17 protein-coding genes and 1 riboswitch are annotated in these 19,755 nt (G+C 58.7%); of the genes, 3 read left to right on the top strand and 14 right to left on the bottom strand.

From position 1 onward, the window contains the following. Positions 1 to 9: 9 nt before the first annotated feature. Positions 10 to 1,326 carry an ABC transporter substrate-binding protein gene (locus ACFFSY_RS04435; protein WP_377490475.1) on the bottom strand — a complete coding sequence of 439 codons (1,317 nt, stop codon included), beginning with the start codon at positions 1,324 to 1,326 and terminating at the stop codon, positions 10 to 12. Positions 1,327 to 1,347: 21 nt separating this feature from the next. Next, on the bottom strand, positions 1,348 to 2,217 hold the full coding sequence (locus ACFFSY_RS04430; protein ID WP_377490472.1) for a MurR/RpiR family transcriptional regulator: 870 nt from the start codon (positions 2,215 to 2,217) through the stop codon (positions 1,348 to 1,350). A gap of 347 nt (positions 2,218 to 2,564) precedes the next feature. Between ACFFSY_RS04430 and ACFFSY_RS04425 the strand changes: the two genes are divergently transcribed. Next, positions 2,565 to 2,942: a hypothetical protein gene (locus tag ACFFSY_RS04425; protein WP_377490469.1), complete on the top strand. Its 378-nt coding sequence runs from the start codon at positions 2,565 to 2,567 to the stop codon at positions 2,940 to 2,942. A gap of 73 nt (positions 2,943 to 3,015) precedes the next feature. On the opposite strand, the gene ACFFSY_RS04420 is transcribed toward ACFFSY_RS04425, so the two are convergent. Continuing rightward, positions 3,016 to 3,879 (bottom strand): VOC family protein, encoded by an 864-nt coding sequence (locus ACFFSY_RS04420; RefSeq protein ID WP_377490466.1) that lies wholly within the window; start codon positions 3,877 to 3,879, stop codon positions 3,016 to 3,018. 224 nt (positions 3,880 to 4,103) lie between these two features. On the opposite strand from ACFFSY_RS04420, the gene ymzB reads away from it, so the two are divergent. Further along, positions 4,104 to 4,439, top strand: coding sequence for a protein YmzB (gene ymzB, locus ACFFSY_RS04415; RefSeq protein ID WP_377490463.1), 336 nt, complete (start codon positions 4,104 to 4,106; stop codon positions 4,437 to 4,439). A gap of 167 nt (positions 4,440 to 4,606) precedes the next feature. Here ymzB and ACFFSY_RS04410 read toward each other — a convergent pair whose 3' ends face one another. From ACFFSY_RS04410 to ACFFSY_RS04375, 8 genes are all read right to left on the bottom strand, one after another. Next, positions 4,607 to 6,712 carry a LuxR C-terminal-related transcriptional regulator gene (locus ACFFSY_RS04410; protein WP_377490460.1) on the bottom strand — a complete coding sequence of 702 codons (2,106 nt, stop codon included), beginning with the start codon at positions 6,710 to 6,712 and terminating at the stop codon, positions 4,607 to 4,609. A gap of 409 nt (positions 6,713 to 7,121) precedes the next feature. Then, positions 7,122 to 7,574 carry a GNAT family N-acetyltransferase gene (locus ACFFSY_RS04405; RefSeq protein ID WP_377490457.1) on the bottom strand — a complete coding sequence of 151 codons (453 nt, stop codon included), beginning with the start codon at positions 7,572 to 7,574 and terminating at the stop codon, positions 7,122 to 7,124. 1 nt (position 7,575) lies between these two features. Next, a complete protein-coding gene (locus ACFFSY_RS04400; RefSeq protein ID WP_377490454.1) occupies positions 7,576 to 8,025 on the bottom strand; it encodes a GNAT family N-acetyltransferase in 450 nt (149 codons plus the stop codon). Between the two features lie 145 nt (positions 8,026 to 8,170). Next, positions 8,171 to 9,574: an NAD-dependent malic enzyme gene (locus ACFFSY_RS04395; protein WP_377490451.1), complete on the bottom strand. Its 1,404-nt coding sequence runs from the start codon at positions 9,572 to 9,574 to the stop codon at positions 8,171 to 8,173. 244 nt (positions 9,575 to 9,818) lie between these two features. Next, positions 9,819 to 11,051, bottom strand: coding sequence for a Glu/Leu/Phe/Val family dehydrogenase (locus ACFFSY_RS04390; RefSeq protein ID WP_377490712.1), 1,233 nt, complete (start codon positions 11,049 to 11,051; stop codon positions 9,819 to 9,821). 163 nt (positions 11,052 to 11,214) lie between these two features. Then, positions 11,215 to 12,783, bottom strand: coding sequence for an L-glutamate gamma-semialdehyde dehydrogenase (gene pruA, locus ACFFSY_RS04385; RefSeq protein WP_377490448.1), 1,569 nt, complete (start codon positions 12,781 to 12,783; stop codon positions 11,215 to 11,217). A gap of 15 nt (positions 12,784 to 12,798) precedes the next feature. Next, on the bottom strand, positions 12,799 to 13,713 hold the full coding sequence (locus ACFFSY_RS04380; protein WP_377490445.1) for a proline dehydrogenase family protein: 915 nt from the start codon (positions 13,711 to 13,713) through the stop codon (positions 12,799 to 12,801). A 236-nt stretch (positions 13,714 to 13,949) separates the two neighbouring features. Further along, positions 13,950 to 15,260: an MFS transporter gene (locus ACFFSY_RS04375; protein WP_377490442.1), complete on the bottom strand. Its 1,311-nt coding sequence runs from the start codon at positions 15,258 to 15,260 to the stop codon at positions 13,950 to 13,952. 333 nt (positions 15,261 to 15,593) lie between these two features. Between ACFFSY_RS04375 and ACFFSY_RS04370 the strand changes: the two genes are divergently transcribed. Further along, positions 15,594 to 17,336, top strand: coding sequence for a sigma-54 interaction domain-containing protein (locus tag ACFFSY_RS04370; protein WP_377490439.1), 1,743 nt, complete (start codon positions 15,594 to 15,596; stop codon positions 17,334 to 17,336). Positions 17,337 to 17,481: 145 nt separating this feature from the next. Here the strand turns inward: ACFFSY_RS04370 and ACFFSY_RS04365 are convergent, their stop codons facing one another. The 3 genes from ACFFSY_RS04365 to ACFFSY_RS04355 form a co-directional block, all read right to left on the bottom strand. Then, entirely contained in the window at positions 17,482 to 17,859 is a 378-nt protein-coding gene (locus ACFFSY_RS04365) for a VOC family protein (RefSeq protein ID WP_377490436.1), read from the bottom strand. Positions 17,860 to 17,986: 127 nt separating this feature from the next. Beyond that, positions 17,987 to 18,469, bottom strand: coding sequence for a hypothetical protein (locus ACFFSY_RS04360; protein WP_377490433.1), 483 nt, complete (start codon positions 18,467 to 18,469; stop codon positions 17,987 to 17,989). Between the two features lie 57 nt (positions 18,470 to 18,526). Then, positions 18,527 to 19,381: an MBL fold metallo-hydrolase gene (locus tag ACFFSY_RS04355; RefSeq protein ID WP_377490430.1), complete on the bottom strand. Its 855-nt coding sequence runs from the start codon at positions 19,379 to 19,381 to the stop codon at positions 18,527 to 18,529. A 258-nt stretch (positions 19,382 to 19,639) separates the two neighbouring features. Beyond that, positions 19,640 to 19,721, top strand: a riboswitch (cyclic di-GMP riboswitch). Positions 19,722 to 19,755 lie beyond the last annotated feature (34 nt).

Genomic DNA, 19,755 nt, shown 5'->3' with positions numbered 1-19,755 from the left:
CCCTCTCGTTTACTCCTTCGCCAAGATCTCATTCATCCGGCTCGCCGCTTTTGCCGCCGCATCCGGAATCGACTGCTTGCCAAGCAAGCCGTTCGTAATTTCTTCGATAATAGCGTTTTGCCACTCCGCCGTGTTCTTCGAGACCGGATAAGGACCGGTGTTCTCGAGCGATCTCACGAACGCGTTCATGTCGAGCGTAGGGATGGACTGCATCCACAGCGCGACCGCATCCTTGTACGCCGGGAAGTTGACCGCGTTCTTAGCCAGAAGCTCCGCGCCCGGCGCGCCGGTCAGTACTTTCAGGAACGCCCATGCTTCCTGCTGATGCTCGGACTTGCTGTTGATGACCCAGCTGGAGCCGTGCACGAGGAAACCCGCCTGCTTGCCAGCCGGCAGCGGCGCGACGCCCAGCTTGTCGCCAAGCATGCCATGCAGCGTGCTCGCGTCGTACGAGCCGCCTGGCACCATCGCCGCCTTGCCCGAGCCGAACAGCTGGATCGGCGCGGTCTCGAGCTGCTGCTGGGCGCTCGGGGAGATGCCCTCGTCGATCAGGTCCTTCATGAACTGCAGCGCGGCAACGCTCTCCGGCGCATCGAGACCGGACTTCTTGCCGCCCTCGCTAATGACCGATCCGCCTGCTTGATAGATGAGCGGATAGACGCCCGACTGGTTGTCATTCGCTGCGATATAACCATACGTCCCTTGGGTCTTGTCGGTCAGCTTGGCCGCGTTCGCCCGGAGCGTCTCCCATGTCCACGTCTCGTCCGGGTACGGCACCTTCGCCGCGTCGAACAGCGCCTTGTTGTAGAACAGGCCGATCGAGCCCAAGTAGTACGGCAAGCCGTATTGATGGCCTTCATATTGATACAGCTTCGTAATGCCATCCGGGTAAACCGTCGTATCTAGCGCGTCCTGTTCGACCAGCGGCTGCAGATCGGTCAGCAGCTTGAGCGAAGCGAACTTGTTGAAGTTCGGGCCGTTCATCATGAACAGGTCCGGTCCGCTGCCGCCAATGAGCGCCGTCTGCAGCTTTGTGTAGTATTCTTTGACCGGCGTCACCGTCAGCTTGAAGTCCGCCTCGGGGTGTTCCCGCTTGTAGAGATCGAACGTCTGCTGCACCGTCTCCTTCAGCTTCTCGTCCCACACCGCCACTTGCAGCGTGAACGGTTCGGCCTTGGCCGCCTCCTGATCCGCCTTCGCCGTCTCCGCCGCCTGTTCGAGGGGTTCATTCGCCGTCTCGTTCCCCGACGCGCAGCCCGCGATCGTCAATGTTGCCGCAAGCCCCGCCAGGGCAGCCTTCGCTTGCCATTTCCGCCTAATGCCCATCCTTATTCTCTCCCCCATGGTTCAAATATTGAATTCCTCTTCCCCACGCGCATACCGCACTGCCGCCTTCGTCCGTTCCAGCGTATCGAGGCTGTCCGCGTAGCTGCGGGTCACGAGCCCCACGTAAATCATGTCGACGACGTTCAGTTGGGCAATGCGCGACGCCATGGCGCCGTTGCGGAAGTTTTGCTCCAGCGAGCTCGTGTACAGCGCCACGTCCGCTTCCTCGGCAATCGGACTGCTGCCGATCTGCGTAATTGCGATCGTCTTCGCGCCCCGCCGCTTGGCCACCTGCATCGCGCGCAGCACCGAGCCGGTCGCGCCGGAGTACGAGATCGCGAGCACAGCGTCCGTAGGCTGCAAGTTCGCCGCGATAATCGCTTGCGAATCGCCGCTGTAGCCCGGCTCGCACCACAGTCCGAGCCGCAGCGCCTTCTGCCGGAAATCATCGGCGACGACCGAGGAAGATTCCACGCCGAAGAGCGCGATCTTCCGTGCCTCGCCGATCATGGCTACCGCCTGTTCGACCGCTTCCTCGGACAGGACGGCGAGCGTGTCGCGAATCGACTTGATGTTGTTGTTCGAGATCGACTCCATCATCGCGCCGATCGGACTGCCGACGGGGAACTGCCGGTACTGTTCGCCGTCCTCCCGCTCGCCGGCCAAATCCGCGGCAATCGCCAGCTTGAGCGCCTTGAAGCCGTCGTACTTCAGCGACTGCGCCAGCCGTACGACGGTCGCCTCGCTCACGCAAGCGGCGGCGGCCAGCTTTTGCACGGACAGCTTGATGGCCTCCTCCGGATGCGCAAGGATGTACCTGGCGATCCGCTCTTCGGCCTGAGTCAATCGCTGCACCGCTTCCCGGATGCGGATAAGCCCGCCTTTTAGCACGCGACGCCATTCCCTTCTTCGTTCAAATTTTGTTTCAACGAATTCTTTTTTCGATGAAGAAATATTACATTTCGGCCATAAAAAAAGACCCTCGTCTCCGCAAGCGCCGGGCGCGTGCGTGAAATGAGGGCCTCTAGTGGTCTAGTCGGCTCGTATCGTTGCAACAATTGAGCTAATCTTAAATCCGCAATTCATAGTTGTCAAGTAGGGATTTCGAAAATCCGACTGGCGTCCGCTTGTACATCCGCACAATTTTGCAACGAAAATGAGCGAATATGCACAAATCCGCGTCCCGTAAAATATGATATAGTAAATGTAAGCCTTTTCAATAGAGAGGAGCAATGGCTATGGGACGTAAAGTGCTGTTCGGCCAACATGAATTGACGCTCCAGTTAACCGGCTTGAACCGTATATTCGCCATCAAATCGAAAGTCGTCATTCCGTATGAAACGGTCCGTCACGTGTACGTGGATTACTTCGACGCGCCGAAATGGATGCTTCGCATGCCCGGTACGTCCATCGCCAGCCTCCATCTTTACGAAGGTAGCTTCAAATTCGCCAATCAGTGGTATTTTCTCTCCTTCGGCTCGCGCACGCCGCTCGTACAACTCGATCTGGCGGGACATGAGAAGTACCGGCATATTATCTTTCAAATGGACGACCCGATGCGAACCGCTTCGGACATTCGCCGGCAGCTGCGCCAGGCGGCCGAAGCGTCGCTCTAATATAGAACGCGAAGAGAGCAGGCCATGGGGTCTGCTCTCTTCGCATAGCTAGAGAACCTGTCGGCAGCAAGCGTTATGCCGTCACCAGCCGCATCGTAATCCCCGACGAATCGGTCGCGAAGCAGGCGCCATCGCGCGCCTCGACCGGCACGCCAGCTTCGCGGAGCGCGGCGGTTACCCGCTCCAGCTCCTCCGCTCCGGTCAGGACAAGTGTGAAATAAGCCAGCCCCGCCGCGTTCGCCGGCGCCGCCGGCGCGCCTTGGCCGGACCACAAATTCAGCCCGATATGGTGATGATAACCGCCGGCCGCGATGAACAACGCGCCCATCTGCCGCCAGCCGTCCGTCGCGATCTCGAAGCCGACCGTATCGCAATAATAGGCTTTCGCGGCGGCGAGGTCGCCAACGTGGAAGTGAACATGCCCAATAACCGTCCCGGCCGGGAGCCCTTCCCAATCGCTCCCCTCCGCTTCCTTCAGCAAGCCGTCCCAATCGATAGGATCGGACGCCATCTTCACCTGCCCGTTCGCCTCGCGCGGCCACTCGTTCCGAGGCCGGTCCCGGTAAATCTCGATTCCGTTATGATCCGGATCCTCGATATACAACGCCTCGCTGACCAGATGGTCCGCCTGACCGATATGGATGCCCGAGGCGATCAGATTGCGAAGCGCGAGACCGAGCGCCTTGCGGGTCGGTACCAGAATCGCGAAATGGTACAGGCCGCTCGCGGAGCGACGGGGCAAAATGACGGCATCCCGAACCTCCTCCAAGACGAGGAGCGGCGCGCTTCCGTCCACGCCCAAGCTCGCCGTCTTCTCCTCGCGCGCAAGCAGCGTTAGGCCCACGATGTCTTCATAGAAGCGAATCGAACGCGGCAAATCGCTCACCTTCAATTTCACTTCGCCAAGCTTGATATCCGGATGCAGAACGATGCTCATAATCGTCACAACCTTTTTTGTGTAGTATTGAACTTAGTTAGTTACTATATGTAAGTTATTTTATAGTTACAACCAGGTAACGTCAAGTAAGACAAAATCCACGCTCATAGCAATGCTCCATGTTGGGCATGATGGAACAAGCCGCATTTGGGGTAACATGGAAATAAGAGAACCTGTCTGCACATCTTATGCGCTTGCAAATACCGATAAACGGAGGGATACCCATGAGCAGTATCGACACGTTGTCCGATTGGCTGGAGGAGCACAAATCGAAGCAGCTGCTGATTCAAAAGGAAGAGCAGGGCGATCTGGACCGCGTCATGATCCAGCTGACCAGCGTGGATTACCGTCAGCCGCAAGAAGGCGGCGACGACTACACGAACGGCAGCTCCCTGCTGCTGCGCGGCGAAGGCGTCGTCTTGACCGACTCCGAGCAAAGTCCGCTCCCCGGAGGCGTCTTCGAAATTCCGCTCGAAGGCTTGAAGAAGGTCGAGACGGACGGCCCGCGCGCCTTGCTTCAGACTGAACGCGGCGTCTATCACATTATGGAGAATCCGTGAGGGAGAAGCGGCCTCAGTTTTGGGCGGCGGCAGCCATCGGATGGTTGCCGCCGTTCTTCCTTATTTTTAATCGCCTGGACGAATAACCCGGCATCGTCTCTTTCGACGATACCGGGTTATTTTGGATGCGCGGCCCCGCTTCTATACAACGCTTTTGATCTATCTCTTCATTGGGCATCCCTGCTTTGCAGGAATGCCCTGATCAATTGAACGCGATTCTTCGCGCCCATCTTCGCGTACACCGAACTCAAATGCTTCTTGACCGTAATCTCGCTTACGAACATACGCCCTGCGATCTCGACGTTCGAGTAATCTTCCAGTACGAACTGCACCGCTTCCCGCTCCCGCTCTGTCAGCCCGTACGCATCGAACAGCCGCTGTCGCTTATCGAGTTCCTCTGCCTCCCGTTCTTTGACTGCAGCTTCTCCCGCCGGCTCAAGCTCGGCCCCGATCCGTCTGAGCATGTCGGCGAGGAACCGCTCTAGTCCTTCGCCGCGGGTGTCCAGCACGAAGGTCGGCGTCGGCGTCTTCCCGTCGTAAGCGCAATGCGTAACGTCCGCGAGCAGCTCGAAACCAAGACCGAGATGGGACTGCCGGAACATCGCAAGCGGAGGCGGCGAAGTGACGAACAATTTGCCCGCGCACATCAGCCCGTGCATTCGGGAGGCGGCCTCCGCCATCAGAGCGGAATCGTTCCAGTCCAGAATATCGATGCTCTTGATGAACCAGCCCGCCGGTTCCGGCCCCGGCACGTTCAGCGCCTGTCGCGCTTCCTTAGGCAAACTGCGGAAATAGGGTCCTGCGAACGGGTCTTGCTCCAGATAAGCCAACGTGCGCGATTCGATCGGGATGATGGCCGACAACCCGTGCACATCGCCTTCCGGATTCCGCATCAACAAGACCGCGTTCGGCGCGATGGCCAGCAGCTCCGCAAGGTCCAGTCCAGCGATCGCGTACAGCATCTCTTCCTTCGTCAGATGCGCTTCCAGCAGCGCGCCCGTCGCTGGATCGATTCCCCGCTGGCGCACAGGCGCGGCTTCGGACCGCCGCCGCTCCAGGTAGCGAAGTCCCTCCTCCACGTTCGCAGCGGTCATCGGCTCCCACGTATACGCCTTCGTTCGCGTTACGTTCAGCGAAGCGCGTATCGTCTCATCCCCGATGAAGTAGAATAGCTCCCCCACCTCCGCGGCCACGTCCCGCCTCCGGTAGTCGTCGCGAATGATCTGCGCATAATACGATACGCCGCGCGCCGCAAGCTTGCCGTATTTCCCCGGGAAGCGCTCCCTTAGTTGGCCGCACGTCGATTCGCGCATCAAGTCGTGCAAGCGCCAGCCCTTCGCAGACTTCCGCACGAAAGACAGTTCCGTCAACCGGGTGAACGCCTCATCATTCACCTCCCGCTCCACAACGTACGCCAGCAGCTCCTGATGAAAAAGCCGCAGTAGCGACGCCGCTTCTACCAATGTCCGAAGCTCCTCGTCCGGCACTTCTTTCAGCCACAGGGATGCCAGCTCCGACGACCAGCCAACCGACCCGATCGGTCCCTCGGTTCCCAGGAGCGCGGATGAAACGGCGAGCGCAAGCGACAGTCCATGTCCTTGCGTCCGTTCCCACACATATTCTGCCTGATCCGCGCTTACAATGCCGCATCGGCGCGCGTAATCGATGACGTCCGCCCGCTCCAGGTGACCGACGGGCATCCATAACGTGCGCTCACGCCACGCCGGAGACAGCAACCACGGTCCTTTCAGCGGATGCCGTCCTGCCAGCACGACCAGAATGCCCGAGGCAAGTTTGCGCAGAAACTGATCTCTGAGCCACTCCTGCAGCAGGCCCGTCTCCTCGAACGTATCGATCGCGACGACGACCCGGCGGTCCTTCGCCAGCTTGTTCAGCCCATCGACAACTTCACGCAGCGCCTCTTCGTCACCGTCGGTCGCTCCTCCGCTGCGCCGCATCAGTTCGAGCATCTTGCGGCAGAATGCCCCGCCCGTATGAACGAAATCGCGGCTATCCAGCAAATAGAAAGCAGCCCCTTGTCTGCGCGCCTGTCTTCGAAAAGCATCCAGCAGCGTGCTTTTCCCGACGCCTCCGGTGCCATATAGATTCCACACCCGCTTCTCGTCGGACTCGCCGCGCACGAAACGCTCGAACCTCGCTCTTTCCTCCCCGCGGCCGACCAGATAGGCTTCTTCCGCCTCGTCGAAGGCGATCTCCGCCGCCCAGCCGGGCATGCCGGTCCCTTCTTCCCATCGCATACCATCCACGTTCATTCCGCTCTCCCCCGCCTATCCCGCATCGAATGCCGCCATCTTGGCCTATGTCTTCCAAGTATAACCTCACATTTATACCGCGGTATAGTACACAACGTCCCCGTTACCATGGTAAGTTGAACACATCGAAAGAACGCCGGCCCGAGGGTTGGCAAGGCTTACCCCGTCGAGCGCGTGTACCTCTTTGCTTCCCGTAAGTTAGTTCCCCCCGCCGCGGAAATGCATCGACACTCCCCCTCCGCAAATCCGATCGACAGGGCCCCGCGCGCTCTCCCCTTCTTGCGGGCATCCTGCCTACTTGTCGACATTTATAACGAAGAAGACCGTTCCTCCCCGGAACGGTCTTCTTCGTTGGCCGCGAACGCCCGTCAGGCGTGCACGACTCGCCGCCAAGCGGTCAAGCCGCGCTTCAATCGAATTTCCGGATAAACCCGGTTTTGACCCCCTTCGTAAACCCGCACCTCTCGTAGAACCGGTGAACTTCCTCCCGCTTCGATCCCGTCTGAAGCATCACCTTATAGCAGCCTCGCGTCCGCGCGTTCTCCACGGCCCGGTTCAGCGCCAGGCGGGCGAAGCCTCTTTGCCGGTAATCCCGATGGGTGACGACGTTCTCGATCAAGGCATATGGCCTGCCGCCGCGCGTCAAATTGCGGATGACGGACAGCACGCAGGTCGACACCAGCTTACCCGCCTGTTCCACCACGATGATGTCCATGCTCGGGTCATCCAGCATGCCGCGCCATAGCTCGTCCAGCCAAGGTTCGCCGAGAATGTCCGGATCGTGCTCGTGCATGTGCCGGTATAGCGCCAGCAGCTCCGCCAACTCGTCCTCCCGGATGCTCCGGGCGATCGCCTCCTCCATCTTATCGCTCCTCTGCCCGGATCAGCTCCAGAACGACCGTGTCGCGAGAGAATACGTCGAAGCCTGATCGTTTTGCCCAGCCAGCCCGCGCCCAGAAGCCTTGTCCGATCGCGTTGTCCGACTTGACGAAAATATGGCACTTCTCGATGCCGTCCGCTGCGATCGCGCGCAGACAGCGCTCAGTCAGCTCGGTGCCGATCCGCTGTCCCCGGCAGGCCGGATCGACCGCCAGATGATAGATGAATCCGCGACGGCCATCGTGACCGCCCAAGATCGTACCGACGATCCGCCCCTCCGCTTCCGCGACGAAGCTCATGCCCGGGTTTCGCGCCAAGTAAGCCGTAATCCCCTCGCGCGAGTCCGCTCCGCTGATCTCCAATCCTTCCACGCCGCGCCACAGACCGATCATGACGTCGTAATCCGTCTCCGCCATCTCTCTAAACTTCAGCATAGCTGTCGTCCTCCCTCTCCTCGTCTTCTCCCGATCGTACCGTATATCGAATCCGGCTCCAATCTAAATTAGGCAAAGGATGGTTCGCAACATGAGATTGCATGCAAAAAGAGACCGCCATCTGGCGATCTCTCCTCTTCTACGCTTAGCGGAAGTCCGGCGGTACCCGGCGCGACACGCCGGTCAGGATCGCGGTCTCGATGACCGCCTTCCGCACGTTCTGCACGACCTTCTCGTTAAAGATACTCGGAATGATATACTGCTCGTTCAGCTCGTTCTCCGAAATGACGGCCGCGATCGCGCGCGCCGCCGCCAGCTTCATCGGCTCGTTGATCACCCGCGCGCGGCAGTCGAGCACGCCGCGGAAGATGCCCGGGAACACAAGCACGTTGTTGATCTGGTTCGGATAGTCGCTGCGTCCGGTCGCGAAGACGGCCGTATGCGGCAGCGCCTCCTCCGGCGCAATCTCCGGCACGGGATTCGCCATGGCGAAGACGATCGGGTCCGCCGCCATCCGCAACACATCGTCGCCGCCGAGCAGATTGCCGCGCGAGACGCCGATGAATACGTCCGCGCCTTCGATCAGCTCCTTCAGCGTGCCCGGACGGTCTTCGACCTGCGGCTGGTCAGCAAGCCACTGCCACATCGGGTATTCATATTGGCCGCCGCGCACGATCGCGCCTTCGCGGTCGACCGGCACAAGGCGCGTCACGCCGGCATTCAGCAGCATTTTGCAAATGGAGACGCCCGCCGCGCCGATGCCGTTGACGACGACGCGGATATTGCCGATCCGCTTGCCGGTCACCTTGAGCGCGTTGAGCAGACCCGCGATGACGACGACGGCCGTGCCGTGCTGATCGTCATGGAACACCGGCATATCCAGCTCTTCGGCCAACCGACGTTCGATCTCGAAGCAGCGCGGCGAACTGATATCCTCGAGGTTGATCCCGCCGAAGATCGGGCTGATCGCCTTGATCGTGCGGATGATCTCCTCGGTATCCTTCGTATCGAGGCAGATCGGGAACGCGTCCACATCGGCCAGCTGCTTGAACAGCATCGCCTTGCCCTCCATGACCGGCGCCGCCGCGTGCGGCCCGATATCGCCAAGGCCGAGCACCGCCGTGCCGTCGCTAATGACCGCGACCGTATTGCGCTTAATCGTCAGCGAGTAGGCTTTGTCCGGATTCTCGGCGATCGCGGTGCACACCCGAGCTACGCCCGGCGTATAGACACGGGAGAGGTCGTCGCGGTTCTTAATCGGCAGCTTCGGCGTCACCTCGACCTTCCCGCCCAGGTGGACGAGAAACGTCCGGTCGGAGACGTTGATAAGCTTAATGCCCGCCTGCGCCTTCAGCGAGTCGACGATCGTCGACTCCTTCGTGTCCGCCACGTCGACCGTAATGTCGCGCACGGACGACTCCTTGCCCGGACGAATAACGTCGATCGACGTAATGTCGCCGCCAGCGCGGCTGATCGTCGCCGCCACATCCCCGAAACTTACCAAAGCGTGGTTCAACTCCACGCGCAAAATAATGCTGGTCTGTGCCATGTTGGTTCCTCCTTATTTGCCTACTCGGGTTTTGATGAAAGAAACGGTCAACCTAGTGCGGAACAAAAGAGAATGATTCTGAAGTTGGTTGAATGCTGCATCCTTGTCATATGGATGCAAACCAATCACCCGCTTGTGTCCGGATTCATACCTTAGCCTATTCCATCGAAAGAATCCGGTAAACAACAGCGATCGAAAGAACATTCTCGGTTGCGAAGCCACCAGTTTGACGGTTATCCGTTCTTTACACCCACCCTCTCCATCGGACCGCCTCCGTCATCCTGCGCAGCCCCACGATATACGCGGCGAGCCGCATGTTGACGCGCTTGGTCTGCGCGGTCTGGTGCACCTGATGAAACGAAGCGATCAACAGTTCGGTCAACTTGCGGTTGACCTCGTCTTCAGACCAATAGTAGCCTTGATTATTTTGTACCCACTCAAAATAGGATACGACCACGCCGCCCGCGCTGGCAAGCACGTCCGGCACGAGCATGATCCCGCGCTCGGTCAGGATGTCCGTCGCCTTCGACGTCGTCGGTCCGTTCGCCGCCTCCACGACGATGCGCGCTTGGATCTGCCCCGCGTTCGCTTCCGTTATTTGGTTCTCGATCGCCGCGGGGACAAGGATGTCGCACGGCTTCATCAGCAGCTCGGCGTTCGTGATCCGGTTCGGGAACAGATTGGTCACCGTGCCGAAGGAGTCGCGGCGGTCCAGCAGATGGTCGATGTCGAGACCATCTTCGTTATACAACGCGCCAACCGCGTCGGCAATGCCGACGATCTTCGCGCCGGCGTCATGCAGGAATTTGGCCAGGAAGCTGCCCGCGTTGCCGAAGCCCTGGATCACGACGCGCGCTCCTTCGAGCGGAATGCCGGCCAGCTTCGCCGCTTCCTTCAGCACGATCGTCACGCCGAGCGCCGTCGACGATTCCCGCCCTTGCGATCCGCCGAGGACAAGCGGCTTGCCCGTGATGAAGCCCGGCGAATCGAACTCGCGGATACGGCTGTATTCGTCCATCATCCATGCCATCACCTGGGAGTTCGTGAACACGTCCGGCGCCGGGATATCCTTCGTCGGGCCGACCAGCTGGCTGATCGCGCGGACGTAGCCGCGGCTGAGACGCTCGAGCTCGCGGAAGGACATCGAGCGCGGATCGCACTGGATGCCGCCTTTGCCGCCGCCGTACGGCAGATTGGTCAGGCCGCATTTGATGCTCATCCACATCGAGAGCGCTTTCACTTCATCCTCTGTGACGTCCGGATGGAAGCGCACGCCGCCTTTGGTCGGTCCTACCGCGTCGTTGTGCTGCGCCCGGTAGCCAGTGAACACTTTCACCGTGCCGTCGTCCATCTTGACCGGGATGCGCACGGTCAGGACGCGCAGCGGCGCCTTGAGCAATTCGTACATCCCTTCGTCACAGCCCAAGTATTGAAGCGCCGTATGTATCGTTTGTTGGGTCCGCGTGAACAAATCCATGTTTTCGGTATCCGCCTGCTTCTTATCCGCCGTATTCGCCGCATCCATGGGCAAGCTGCTTGTCTGGTCCATCATCCGGATATCCCCTTCGACAGTCGAGTTAGGTTGAGTCGAGTCAAGAAAGAGCCCTTGAATCGCGTAGAAGCAAGGGCTCATATGGTAATTACAACTTGCGGGATGTCATTTTGGCTTGCGTGAAGAGCAGCAGGTAGTCATAACCGCCCGCCTTGGAATCCGTGCCTGACATATTGAAGCCGCCGAACGGATGCGCGCCCACAAGCGCGCCGGTGCATTTGCGGTTGACGTACAGGTTGCCGCAGTGCATCGTCTCGAGCGCTTCTTCGATGCGGCCCTCGTCCTTCGAGAAGAACGCGCCGGTCAAGCCGAACTCCGTGTCGTTATACACCTCGATCGCTTCGCGCCAGTCCTTCGCCTTGCCCAGCGCCAGCACCGGTCCGAAAATCTCCTCCTGCATAATGCGCGCTTTGCCGTCCACGTCGGCGAATACCGTTGGCTGGATGTAATAGCCGTTGCCTTCGGCTTTGCCGCCGCCGGCGATCAAGCGGCCTTCGTTCTTGCCGATCTCGATGTAGCCAAGGATCTTGTCGTAGGAGCCTTGGTCGATGACCGGACCCGCCGCGAAGTTCTGCTCCGGAAGACCGGACTGGATCTGCTTCGTCAGCGCGGCGACCTTCTCGACGACTTCTTCATAGACGGACTCCACGATGAATGCGCGGGAACCCGCCGAGCACTTCTGCCCTTGGAAGCCGAAAGCGGAAGCGACGATCGCTTGCGCGGCCGCGTCCAGATCAGCCGTCTCGTCCACGACGATCCCGTCCTTTCCCCCCATCTCCGCGACGAGACGCTTGATCCAGATCTGACCAGGCGCGGTGTCGGCCGCCAGACGGCTAATGCGCAGGCCGATTTCCTTCGAGCCCGTGAAGCTGACGAAACGCGTCTTCGGATGCGTCGTCAAGTAGTCGCCCACCTCGGCGCCGCTGCCCGGCACGAAGTTGAGCACGCCTGCCGGCAGGCCGACTTCTTCCATCAGCTCGACGAACATGTGCGCGATGACCGGGGTCGTGGAAGCCGGCTTCAGCAGAATCGTGTTGCCCGATACGATCGCGGCTGTCGACATGCCGACGCAGATCGCCAGCGGGAAGTTCCACGGCGGAATGACGATGCCGACGCCAAGCGGAATGTAGGTCAGCTTGTTGTCTTCGCCGGCGACCGGCGTCAGCGGCTGGTGCTCATTCGTTGCCGCCAGACGCAGCATCTCACGCGCGTAGAATTCCATGAAGTCGATCGCTTCCGCCGTGTCGGCGTCCGCTTCGGCGTAGTTTTTGCCTGCTTCGAGCACCATCATCGCGGAGAACTCGTGCTTGCGCTCGCGCATGATCGCCGCGGCCTTGAACAGGTACTCGGCGCGCTCGGCGACCGGCACCTTCTTCCACGTCTCGAACGTGGCGAGCGCCGTCTGCATCGCCTGCTCGGCAAGCGCTTGATCCGCTTTGCTCACATAACCGATCACTTCATCCACGTTGCCCGGGTTGATCGATTTGATTTTCGCCTCGGTGACGATCTTCTCCGCGCCGATATGCAGCGGGTATTCGCGGCCCAGACGTGCTTTGACCTTCGCGATCGCAGCGAGCATCGCCTGCTTATTCTCTTCGAGGGCGAAGTTCACGAACGGCTCGTTGCGGAATGCTTCGTTTGGCGTGAGGATACTCATGTATGGACACTCTCCTTATTTGAACATATTTTTGAGCACGAACCAGACATTGGCGGGACGTTCCGCCAAGCGGCGCATGAAATAGCCGAACCAATCGTTCCCGTACGGAACGTAGACGCGCACCTTATAGCCTTCGGCTACCAGCTTCTTCTGCAAATCTTCGCAAATGCCGTAGAGCATCTGGAATTCGAATCGGTCGTTTGGTATACCATATTCCCGAACGATCTCTTTGGCGTATTGGATCATCGTCTCGTCGTGCGTCGCGATCGCGGCATAATTGCCGTTCAATAGATGCTGGCGAATGATGTGCTTAAAGTTGTTGTCGACGTCCGCCTTCTCGGGGAACGCGACCTTCGGCGACTCCTTGTAGGCGCCTTTCACGAGGCGAAGGTTAGCCTTCAGCTCGTTCAGATCCGCGATGTCCTGTTCCGTCCGGTACAGGTACGCTTGGATGACGATGCCTACATTATCGAACTCTTGGCGCAGCTCGCGGTAAATATCGAGCGACATCTGGCAGTGCGCATAATCTTCCATGTCGATGCGGACGAAATTGCCGTACGACCGCGCGCGGGTCAGAATGTCCCGCATGTTGCGCATGCACAGCTCGCGGCTGATATCGAGGCCAAGCGACGTCATCTTGAGCGAGAGGTTCGCGCTCACGCCAGCCTGATGAATCGCGTCGAGCGTAAGCAGACACATCGTCGCCGATTCCTTCGCTTCTTCCTCCGTGAACACGAACTCGCCCAAGTGATCGAGCGTCACGACGCGACCGCTGGCATTCAGCTGCTTAACCGCATCGATCGAATGCTTGATCGTCTCTCCGGCCACGAAGCGCTGCGCGCCGAAGCGCAAGCCGTACCGTTTGGCCAGTTTGTTCGCCGGACGGTTCTTCGCCAGCTTCAGAAACATATTCCGCATAACCGTTTCCATGGTGTCACACCTGCCTTAACACGTTATACTCCGATTATACACAATATGTTCACGTTGTACATGTATATTTTTAAATTGAACATAAATACCATAATTACAATTAAAGTGTTCATTATTGAACACTTTTTCCCATAAAAGAAGCCGCGTCTCTGAGAAAGCACGCTTCCCCAAGCGACGCAGCCTCTTCCCTACTACCACAATGATGCTGTAATACACTAAAGTATAAGGGCGTAAAATTACAGTTCTTCCTGCCGTCTGTCCTTCGCCGCGCTAATCGCAATAATCGAGATCAAGCCCGTGACGATCATGTAGATGGCGACCGGTACCCACGAATCATTGAATTCCTCAAGCAGATAGGTCGCGATGAGCGGCGCCGTGCCGCCTGCCAATGCCGCGCCGAGCTGATAGCCGAGACTGACGCCCGTGTACCGGACCTTCGTACTGAATATCTCCGAGAACATCGTGCCGAGCACCGCCGTTATCGGCGCCCACAGAATGCCCAATCCGATAATTGTCGCAATCGTCAGCATGAACACCGACTTGAGCGACAGCAGATAGAAGTATGGGAACGCATAGACCATGATGGCGATCGTACCGCCGATGTACAGCGGTTTGCGCCCGACTTTGTCGGACAGCTTGCCCATGTAAGGAATGATGACCGTCGCGACCAGCGCCGCGATCAGAACCGCATTCAGCGCATCGGTCCGTTCGTAATCCAGATAGGTCGTCGCATAAGCGATGACGAAGGTGCCGAATATGTAGAACGGTCCGGTCTCCACGACTTTCGCGCCGACGGCGATCAGGACGGACTTCCAATGATAGCGCAGCGTGTCGAGCAGCGGCACGCGGGACACTTCGCCGCTTTCCTTGCTTTCCTTGAATGCCGGCGTCTCGTCGAGCCCGCCGCGAATCCATAGGCCGATGAACACGAGCACCGCGCTCATAATGAAAGGCACTCGCCAGCCCCATGACAGGAATGCATCGTCCGGCAGCATGCTCGTCAGCGACAACGCGAGCGTGCCAAGCAGCATGCCGATGGTGACCCCCATCTGCGGAATGCTGCCGAAGAACCCCCGGTTGTTCTTGCCCGAGTATTCGACGGCCAGCAACAGAGCGCCGCCCCATTCGCCGCCAATGCCGAGTCCCTGGATACAGCGCATCGTGATGAGCAGTATAGGCGCCCAAACGCCGATCGCGTTATAATCCGGCAGCAAGCCGATCAGGACGGTCGACCCGCCCATGAGGGACAGCGTCATGACGAGCGTCTTCTTACGGCCGATCTTGTCCCCGATATGGCTGAAAATAATGCCCCCAAGCGGACGAATGAAGAACGGCAGCGCAAAGGTCAGATACGAAAGCAGCAGGCTGACGACCGCATCCTCCGAGGGAAAAAATAATTTGCTGAATACGAGCGACGCCGCCGTGCCATACAGGAAATAGTCGAACCATTCAATGGAGCTTCCGATGAGGCTGGCGATGAGCGCCTTAACGCTCGTCTTGCGCGCCACGGTCTGCTGCTGGGCATCTGCCGTGCTAAGTTGGGCCATGAACTGGTCATCCTCCTCTAGAATCGCTGCTTCTTGTTTCTGCTCAAACCCGTTTCTTTTCAGTACAGCTAACAAGCGATGTCCAAGTTGTGCAGCTCACCTCCCTAGTCCCCCGTATTGGATGTCAGTTAACGTAACACACATGTAGTATACAATAGGTATTCAAGATTTGTACATAATAATTCAACAATTTTGTATATTTGTACAGTTCAGTGTTCATTGTTTTACATTCGCTCAATTGGAAAATTATTGTCGAATCGCTCGGTAGCTTGTTGTAAATGATAAAGGGCGCATGGTAAATTGATAGAAATACACATTGATGTGAGGTTACCAATGTTCAAGATTGAACAATTACCGATCCATTCTTTCGAGATCGTTCGCCCGCAAGCTGGCCTTGGAGAATTGGTCGATCTGCTCGGGCGCGGGCTGGACGCTTGCGTCACGACGGACGCGCGATCCTACGTGTTTACGCCCAAGGACCTCTGCTACTTTCAAGACTCCCTGACGGGAACGATCAGCGAATACATCACGGGCAAAACGCACCTCGCCTCGTTCATTCTGCCGTATACGAATGATCTGCGGGCGCTTAACGCGGCGCTGGCCGAGATTCCAGACGACGTCTCCCGGCTGATCATCGTCCAGGGCGAGAACGGGGAGCTGCTCGGCTCGTGCCCGCTCGGCAGCCTCGTGCGCGCGGCGCTGACCGAGCTTGCGCGGCTGGACGCGTATTTTGCCACGCTCGCCGAGACCGTGACTGACGCGGTGACCGTCGTCGACCGCAGCGGCACCGTCATTTGCTGGAATGGCAACGCCGAGGAGATTTATGGCATCCCGAAGGAAGACATTCTCGGACGGCGCATCGGCGAGCACTTTGATCCCGAGGCGCTGATGGTGCTGCGCATTCTCGACGAAGGCCGAATGCTTCGCGGCGCTTATCATCGTCCGCGGCCGGATACGCACGTGCTTATTAACGCTTCTCCGATCTACGACATGAATGGCCGCATTATCGCGAGTATCGCCACCGAGCAGGACATCACCCATCTGGTGAAGCTGAACGACGAGCTGACGAATGTGCAGCCGGCGCCCGCGGAGCTGGCCGGCAGCAGCGACGATCCGTTCGGCGGCATCAAGGGCAAAGGGAGCGCGATCAACAAGGCGATCGGCCTCGCGCGCAAAGTCGCCGGCGCCTCGGCTCCCTTCCTGCTCGTCGGCGAGTCCGGTACGGGCAAGGAGCAGTTCGCCACGGCGATCCACCATGCCAGCCCGAGAGCCGACCAGCCGTTCGTCATCGTCAACTGCGGCTCCATCCCGCCCGGCTTGCTCGATATCGAGCTGTTCGGCTATCAAGGCGGCACGTTCTCCGGGCAGGACACCGGCAAAGCGGGGGCGCTTGAAGCCGCCGCGGGCGGGACGCTGTTCCTGAACGAGATTGACAAGCTGCCGGTGGAGATTCAAGCGAAGCTCTATCAAGCGATGCAGACCCGTCTCGTCACCCGCAGCGGCGCCGAGACGCCGGTTCGCATCGAGGCGCGCGTCATTGCCGCGACCGACCAGCAGCTGGCGGACATGGTCGCCGCGCGCGCGTTCCGGGACGACCTGTACTACGCGTTCAACATCGTCTCGATCGCCATCCCGCCGCTGCGGGAGCGCAAGGAGGACATCCCGTCGATGTCCCAATTGTACGTCCGCGATTATGCGCTTCAATATCAGAAGCCGATCCCGGCCTTCGATCCCGGCGTCATGGTCGCCTTTATGAGCTACCAGTGGCCTGGCAATCTGCGCGAGCTGCGCAACGTCATCGAACGCTGCATCATTCTGTGCGACGGCGAACGGATCACGATGGACCTGCTGCCGGAGGCGCTCCAGCGTGATCAGCTGCAGCACGATGCCTCGGACGAGGAGTCCGGCTTCTACGAACGCAAGGCGCTGAAGCCGGCATTGACGCAGGAAGACGAGATTGCGCTCATCGAAGAAGCGCTCGGCAAGACGTTCGGCAACAAGAGCGCTGCCGCCAAGCTGCTCGGCATCTCGCGCGGGACGCTTTATAATAAGATGAAAGAGTTTCATCTGAGCTAGGCGATGAAGGGATGCATACCAAAGAGTCCGGAGCATGAATATGCTTCCCGGACTCTTTTTTCGTGTCACGTATAATAGGTCATCACCCAATCGGACTTTGAGCCGTCCTGGCATGTACTTCGTTCTTGCAGCACGGGTACTTCCTCTAGCGCGCCTGCTCCATGAACTCCAGCCGGTTGCCGAACGGATCTAGGACGTAGAATCTCGCGACCCCTTCCTCCGTCCGCGCATCGTCGTCGATGACGGCCGTTCCCCGCTCCAGCAGTCTGACTTTGAGCTGGTCCAGTCCCCGCACATGAAAGGCAGGGTGCGCCTTGGCCGCCGGGACGAAATCCTTCTGAACGCCGATGTGCACTTGATGCGCGCCGCATTGGAACCATGCTCCGCCTCGGGCGCGCAGCGGCACCGGCTTCTGAATTTCCGGCCAGCCGAGCAGCCCGCCGAAGAAACGCCGCGCCTCTTCCTCGCAGCCTTCCGGCGCCGCTAACTGCACATGATCAATGCCGTCGAAATGATAAGCCATTTGATCCGCCCCTTACAGTTTCATCATTTGAAACTAAGTTTCATTTGTAGAAGTTATTTTACAACGATTCCCATTAAAAAACCACTCTCATTCGAGAGCGGTTCGTCCTTATTAACTACTCTTGTATTCAATCCCAACAGTTAAACACGACTTCCCCGACCGTCCTCGGCTTCCAATACAAAATCTGTTCCAAATCCGCCTTGTGAAGCCGATTGTCATTCAATACGGAGCGAGTTCGCTCGTCAATCAACAACGCCTCGTTCAACTCGCGCACAGTCAACAATTCATACGCATCGTCTAGCGCCGGCATCGCCCCGATGACGAGCGGCAGATCCACGAATTCGATTGCTGACCAAGCGACGGAAGAAGCGCAGGCCACCCACGGATAAACCTCGTGCAGCAGGAGGTCGAAACTCCCCTTGGAGTGCCTAAGGAAAGCACGGTGATAATTTCGTTTAAGCAGCTTGGGCTGCTCGATCAACACCACCTCCGAGCCTAACAATCTGGCAGCATCATAACAAAAAGCCTTAAACCGCGCTCCCGCATTCGTATGCGCACTGCTTCCCTCTTCCCGCTCGCCGAAACCCGTTACGCCTTGGAGCAGCAGCATGCGTCCCCCTCCTCTTGAAACGTGGCGACAGCCTTCATCTGGCCGCCATCCCTCGCTTCACACCTCGACGACGAGCGTATCATAGGCGAACTTGATGTTCCGGCCGCTCTCCGCAAGCAACGCCTCTACCTGCTGCAAGTCGTCGTAACCGAGCCCGTCCATCTCCTCGATATGCGTCAGCAGCGTCAGGCGGGGATTCAACCGCTCGATAATCGCAAGCGTCTGCGCGAACGTTGCCTCCATCTTCAGTACCGGGTGGGCTTCATGGATCTGCCGTTCTCCCGTAATCGGATGGTGCTCGAAGATGCCCGCCGGCAGCACCGCGAGATCTACGCCCGCCAGATCCGGGTCCGGTACCCATCCGAACATTTCATCCATCGCGATCAAGGCGCGCTTGTCCGATTCGGCGATCGAGAACGCGTACACGTAATCTTCCGCCAGACGGATCGGCGTGATCACCGCACCGTTCGACGAGTAGGACTCGCCGTCTGTCAGCGTCCGCTGCCGTATGAAGCCTTGGCTCTCGAAATAACGGAGATGCTCCGCGCCAGCCAGTCGCTCCTCGAAATCCGCCGCGACCTGCTCCGGCAAGATAACATCGCATGGCTTGACGTCAGGCGGCCATCTTCGAAAGTCGCCGCTCATGCTCTCCAGCACGCGCCGCCCCATCACGTGGTCGGGGTGCCAATGCGAGTAGGTGACCGCGTCGATCCGCTCCACGCCCGATCGGTTCAGCTGCATATAAATATCCTCCGACGTATCAATGAGCAGATTCGGCCCATGCACATAGACGCCCGGCCCCGATCGGCTGTACGGCACGCCCCGTTTCCTTGCCTCCACGCACACATGGCAGCGGCACATCGGTCTGGGGATCGTCACCGCGCCGCCCGTACCCAGAAACTCGATCTTCATCCGAACACCCCCCTATAATTCCACCTTAATCCAAATACACCCCCAATTCTACGACCCCTTCGAGGCGCCTTCAACCCTGTTTTCGCAGCTGTGAAGAAGATTCGCACAAACTTTTTTTTAGGTTAGCAGGAAAAAAGGAAGGTTCCACAGAAAATATAACTTCGATCAACAATTACCATTGAGTTGGCTTTGCAATTCCTCTACAATTAAGCTTACCAGTCCTAGTACTTAGAACCTAGCAATCTAGTCATTCATGAATTGCATATTGGGCAAACTATGCGAAAGCATAGGACGCAAAGCCACGGATCTGAAATTCAAGTATGATCGCCGGGCTGCAACGATCTCTTGAAACCTTTCGAATCAGGGGGATGCCC

Source organism: Paenibacillus aurantiacus (assembly GCF_042431225.1).
Taxonomy (GTDB): Bacteria; Bacillota; Bacilli; order Paenibacillales; family Paenibacillaceae; genus Paenibacillus_Z; species Paenibacillus_Z aurantiacus.
This window is presented reverse-complemented; position numbering and strand designations above follow the sequence as displayed.